This is a genomic window from Streptomyces himastatinicus ATCC 53653, assembly GCF_000158915.1.
GTDB lineage: Bacteria > Actinomycetota > Actinomycetes > Streptomycetales > Streptomycetaceae > Streptomyces > Streptomyces himastatinicus.
The window spans coordinates 6,994,305-7,000,244 of sequence record NZ_GG657754.1; the positions used below are offsets into that span (position 1 = coordinate 6,994,305).

The window sequence follows — 5,940 nt, forward strand, 5'->3', positions numbered from 1 at the left end:
GAAACCGGGGGCAAGCCCCCAGGCCGCCACCCGCTGGGCATCTGCCCCTGGACCCCGCCGGGCCTTTGGCCCGCACTCTGGCAGGGCTCCGCCCCGTACCCTGCCTGGCTTCTGGCCCCGCACGCTCGCCGCGGTGGGTTGGCCCCTGTCCCGCCCCTTCCCGAAACCGGGGGCAAGCCCCCGGGCCCCCACCGGCAGGGCCTCTGCCCCTGGGCCCCGCCGACCCTCGGGCCCGCGCCCCGCCGAGTTTCCGGTCTCCGCGCGCCCACCGGGGGCTGACCCCGCACCGTGCCGGGCTTCGCCGCAGGGCCCCGGTTTGTGGGCAATCGTCCGCGGAGGGGGCACCTCCCAGCGGTAGCTGGGGGAGGAACGGGTGGGCACAAAGCGGCCACCGGCCCGCGCTCGGCCACGGCCCGCGCCCCCGGGCACCGTCCGCGCCTGGCCAGCGGGCTGTCCTGGCCGCTGGGCCTCGCCCGGCCGCTGGCCGCGCCTGGTCCCCGGCCGTTGGCCCGCCTGCGGCCCAGGCGCGGAGGCCCGGAAGCAAGGGGGGGCCGGGGGTTGGCCCCCGGTTTCGGGGAGGGGCGGGGTGGGGGATTGCTGTCATGGACACAACCGCATACCGGAGGGGACCCATGTCCGGACGACGACCCGCCCGAAGACTCCGCACCCTCGCCCTCGCTACCATGGCCGCCGCAGCGACACTGATACCCACGGGCGGCGGAGCCGCAGCCGCCCAGGACACCTGCGAGGCCCCGATCGCCGACGCATCGCAGCACGTCATCGAGGACTGCGACACCCCCGCCCGCATCATCGACAAGGCCGTCCACACGGTCCCGACCCCCGGCCAGCTCGCCTGGCAGCAGCGCGACGTCACCGCCTTCACCCACTTCGGCATGAACACCTTCACCAACCGCGAATGGGGCTCCGGCACCGAGGACGAGAAGCTGTTCGACCCGGCCGCGCTCGACTTCGACCAGTGGATGCGTACGTACAAGGCGTCCGGGGCCCGGCAGGTCATGCTCACCGCCAAGCACCACGACGGCTTCACGCTCTACCCCAGCCGCTACACGGACCACGACGTGGCCGCCAGCCCCTGGTGGACCCGCGGCCCCGGCAAGAAGAACCCCGAGGGAGACGTGCTCGGGGCATACGTGAAGGCGGCCCGGGCGGCCGGGCTCAAGGTCGGGGTGTACCTGTCGCCAGCCGACGGGGCCGAGCTGCCGCACGCCTGGCACGCCCAGTGGGTGGAGAAGGTCAAGGAGAAGCAGGCGAACGGCGAGCAGTTGTCGCTGCCGGAGCGCATGGCGCTGGAGGACGCGGGCCGCGCCCCCGCCGGGCAGGGCCGGTACGGCAACGGCAGTACGCCCACCGAGCGCACCATCCCGACCCTCGTGCCCGGCGACGACCGCGCCGCCGACGTCGCCTCCGGCAAGCTGCCCAGCTTCCGCTTCACGGCCGACGACTACGACGCGTACTACCTCAACCAGATCTACGAGATCCTCACCCAGTACGGCCCCGTCGACGAGTTCTGGCTGGACGGCGCGAACCCCTGGTCGGGCGCCGGGGTCACGCAGAAGTACAACGTCACCAACTGGTTCCGGCTCATCCGCGCCCTCTCCCCGGACAGCGTCGTCTTCCAGGGCGCCCAGGGCGTGCGCTGGGTGGGCAACGAGAGCGGGATCGCCCGCGAGACGGAGTGGTCGGTGACCCCGTCCGCCGTCGACCCCTGGACCGTGATCGGCGGAGGGCTGCCCAACGACTCGACCGACGCCGACATCGGCTCGCGCGCGAAGCTGACCGCCCCCGGCGTGAAGTACCTCCAGTGGTACCCGGCCGAGGCGGACGTCTCGCTGCGCCCCGGCTGGTTCCACCACCCCGCCGAGCGCCCCAAGACGGCCGCGCAGCTGATGTCGCTGTACGAGCGCAGCGTGGGCCGCAACGCCTCGCTGCTGCTCAACGTGCCGCCCGCGAAGAACGGCCGGATCGACGCCGCCGACGTCGCCTCGCTGACCGCCTTCGGCACGGCCGTGGCGAACACCTACGGCTCCGGACTGCCGATCGGCGACGGGCCGGTGACGTTCGACCGGGTGCGGATCGGCGAGGACATCCGGTACGGGCAGCGGGTCGAGGCGTTCACCGTGCAGGCGCGTACCGCGGGAACCTGGCGGGACATCGCCTCCGGCACCACCATCGGCGCGCGCCGCATCCTGGCACTGCCCACGGCCGTGACCGCCGACGCGGTGCGGGTGCGGGTCCAGGAGTCGCGCGCGACGCCGCGGTTGCTGCCGGTGACCGTCCTCCGGGCGCAGAAACCCCAGGAAGCGCCTTAAGGGCCACCCCGCGCACGCGCCACCCGCGGGCGTCCGATAGCTTGAGCGTGTGAGCAACAAGGTCAAAAAGAACGCCGTGCGCGCCGGTGCCGTCATCGCCGCGACGACGGCGATGCAGCTGATGTCGTCCCCCGCGTTCGCGCTCACCCGCGACGACGGTGACGACCCGGGTCCGGGCCTGAGCGTCGCCGAGACGCTGGGCCTCTTCGTCGTCGCCCCGATCCTTCTGTTCCTGGTGATCGCGGGCCTCGTCATGCTGGGAGACAAGAAGTCCGGTCAGCAGACCACTGACTGACGACGGGCGAACGAAAGACGAAAGCGCTGAACGGCGCTGCGAGGGCGCCCCTGGCCAACAGGCCGGGGGCGCCCTCGTCGTATGTGTGCAACCTCTCCCCTGTGTGTGCAACCTCTCCCCTGTCCGCCCCTGTATCCGCGGCCGAAACGCACGGGACCGGAGTGGTTTATTTTCGCTTTAACCTACGGTGTCGTAACCTACGGAGCCGTAGGTAAAGGCCCTTGCACCCGTCCCCAGGAGCATCGCAGTGACCCTCGCCCCCTCCAGCCGCAACGGTCAGGCCGTGTGGAGCGACACCCAGCTCCTGTACGCGCTCGAAGAAGTCGTCGAGACCGAGCTCAACAGGCACCTGGGCGTCGCCAAGGAATGGATGCCCCACGAGTACGTGCCGTGGAGCGACGGCCGCAACTTCGACGGGGTGATGGGCGGCGAAGCCTGGGCCCCCGACCAGTCCAAGGTCAGCGACGTCGGCCGGATCGCGCTGGTGGTGAACCTCCTCACCGAGGACAACCTCCCCAGCTACCACCACGAGATCGCGACCCTCTTCGGCCGGGACGGCGCCTGGGGCACCTGGGTGCACCGCTGGACGGCGGAGGAGGGCCGGCACGGCATCGTCATGCGCGACTACCTGCTCACCAGCCGCGCCGTCGACCCGGTGCAGCTGGAGCGGTTCCGCATGGCGCACATGGGCGAGGGCTTCGAGTCCGACAACAACCACAGCATGCTGCACACGGTGGCCTACGTCGCCTTCCAGGAGCTGGCCACCCGCATCTCGCACCGCAACACCGGCCACCACTCCGGCGACCCGGTCTGCGACCGGATGCTGGCGCGCATCGCCACCGATGAGAACCTGCACATGATCTTCTACCGGAACCTGCTCTCGAAGGCCTTCGAGCTGGCGCCCGACCAGACCATGTGCGCCGTCCGCGACGTCGTCGTCGGCTTCCGCATGCCCGGCCACGGCATGCCCGGCTTCGAGCGCGCCGCCGCGCAGATAGCGATCGGCGGCATCTACAACCTGCGCATCCACCACGACGACGTGCTCCAGCCGGTGCTGCGCTTCCTCAAGGTGCTCCAGATCTCCGGGCTCGGCCCCGACGGGCTCAAGGCGCAGGAGGAACTGGGCCTGTACATGGGCGGACTGGACGACCAGGCCACCAAGTTCGACGAGCGCCGAGAGGCGCTGCTGGCCCGGCGCAGGGCCCGTGCCGAACGGGATTGATCACTCTGGCACCATCGGGTGATGGTCGATCATCCTTCGCACGGGACGTCCGGCGCGGCATCCGGGGACGCCCCCGGTGACCACCGTGACGTGGCAGCCGAGTTGCGGGCCGCGGCGGCGGCCGGGGAGCCGGGCGCGTACCGCTCGTACGCCGAACTCCTCACCGAGCGCGGGCAGTTGGACGAGGCCCTGCCCTGGTGGGCCAGGGCGGCCGACGCCGGTGACGCGGACGCCTCGCGCACCCTCGCGATATGCCACAAGGACCGCGGCGAGTTCGCCGAGGCCGAACGGTGGTACCGCACCGCCGCCGACCGCGACGGCGGCTGCGCCTTCGGGCTCGCCCGGCTCCTCCAGGAGGCGGGCGACCCGGCCGGCGCCGAGGAGTGGTACGGGCGCGGCGCCGCGCTCGGCAGCGTCTCCTGCACGACCAACGGCGCCCTGATGCTGGCCGCCCGGGGCGAGTGGGACACCGCCCTGGAGCGGCTGGCCGAGGCGTCCGCCGAGGGCGACGACGTGGCCACCCGCACCCGCAAGGTGATCGAGGACCTCCTCGGCGAGCTGGCGGGCTGGCGCGACGCCCTCGCCGCGGCGGAGGCCGCGGGCGACCCCGAGGCCGCGTACGAGGCGCTGCGCGCGCTCCTCGACCCCGACCGGCAGGCGATGTACGACACCTATCCGCACCTGGTCGCGGAGGCCGAGGCGCTGTACGCCCGCGCCGCCGCGACCGGCAGCGTCAAGGCGCTCGTCGACCAGGCCATCTTCGTCTCCCGCGACGCCGCCCGCGGGGACGAGGCCCGCGCCCTGGTCGAGCGCGCCCATGAACTCGGCTACGACGGCGCCGCGTTCGTACTCGGCGTCTGGGCCGAGGAACGCGGCGAACTGCGGGCCGCGGAGACCTGGTACCGCACGGCCGACGACGCCGACGGCGGCCACTTCTGGGCCTGCTACAACCTGGGCGTGCTGTGCACCCGCCAGCGGCGGCTGGACGAGGCCGAGGAGTGGCTGCTGTCCACCGGCATCGACCCGGAGCACTGGGACCCGTTCTCGGAGAGCGAGGAACGGGTCATCAGAGCCCTGGAGGACGTCGCCGCCATCCGCGCCGACCCCGACCGGCAGGGCTCCGCCCAGTGGCGCGACCGCCTCCCCGGGCTGCGCGCCAGCGCCCGGGAGGGCGGGCCCGACGCCTGGTACGCCTACGCCGAGGCCCTCGACCACATCCACCGGCTCCCCGAAGCCGCCGAGTGGTACCGCAAGGCGGGCACCCCGCGCGCCCTCCTCGCCCTCGGCCGGATGCTGTACGGGTCGGGCGGCGCCAAGGGCACGCTGATGGTCCCGTACTACGAAGCCGCCGCGGGCGAGGGCGACGCCTCCGCCGCGTACGACATCGGCCGCATCCACGACGAGGCGGGGGAGCGGCGCACCGCCGAGATCTGGTTCCACCGCGCGGCCGGGCTCGGCCACGGGGGCGCCGCGTGGTGGCTCGGCTGGACCTCCGAGGAGCGCGGCGGCGATCCGCAGCAGGCCGAGCGCTGGTACGTCCGCGCCGCCCGCACCGGCCTCGTACCGCCCGCCTTCCTGGCGGGCCGCAGCATGGTCCGCCGCGGCGCCCACGCCGACGCCGTACCGCTGCTGCACACCGCCCATGACGGCGGCCATGCGGAGGCCGCGTACTGGCTGGCCAAGGCCGTGCGGGGGCTCGGTCGCCCGGAGGAGGCCGAGCGCTGGCTGCGCACAGCCGTCGAACGCCACCCCGAGCTTCTACGCCAGTACGGCCCCATGGCCCGCCAGGCCATCCCCGACCCCAGCCGAAACTAGCCCCGGCCGCACCCGACCGCGAAACCTGAGCTTTCGTCGCCGTCCGCGGGGCGGTGGGTGGGTTGTGCCCACCCGTTCCGCCCCGCGGAACGATTGCCCACAACCAGCGGGCGTCAGCCCGCCGCGGCGTCGGCCGCGCGGGCCTTGAGTTGAGAAAATGGCCGCATTAATGTTGACCAGAAAACTTGGAGCTCCTCAGGATATCTGAAAACTTTGCGAATGCAGATGCACATAAGCTCAGGGAAGAGCGGCTTATAGTTCAGAGATTTCGATTACTT

The 5,940-nt window shown here is 72.5% G+C and carries 4 protein-coding genes; all 4 read left to right on the forward strand.

Features of this window, described 5'->3' with window-relative positions:
- Window positions 1–632: 632 nt before the first annotated feature.
- Window positions 633–2,330 (forward strand): alpha-L-fucosidase, encoded by a 1,698-nt coding sequence (locus SSOG_RS29405; RefSeq protein WP_039938980.1) that lies wholly within the window; start codon window positions 633–635, stop codon window positions 2,328–2,330.
- Window positions 2,331–2,379: 49 nt separating this feature from the next.
- The gene (locus SSOG_RS29410; RefSeq protein ID WP_009717902.1) at window positions 2,380–2,625 is read left to right on the forward strand and encodes a hypothetical protein; all 246 of its coding nucleotides are present in this window, start codon (window positions 2,380–2,382) and stop codon (window positions 2,623–2,625) included.
- 247 nt (window positions 2,626–2,872) lie between these two features.
- Window positions 2,873–3,847 (forward strand): acyl-ACP desaturase, encoded by a 975-nt coding sequence (locus SSOG_RS29415; RefSeq protein ID WP_009717903.1) that lies wholly within the window; start codon window positions 2,873–2,875, stop codon window positions 3,845–3,847.
- Window positions 3,848–3,868: 21 nt separating this feature from the next.
- Complete coding sequence (locus tag SSOG_RS29420) at window positions 3,869–5,662, forward strand: tetratricopeptide repeat protein (RefSeq protein WP_106516480.1); 1,794 nt, start codon at window positions 3,869–3,871, stop codon at window positions 5,660–5,662.
- Window positions 5,663–5,940: the final 278 nt, after the last annotated feature.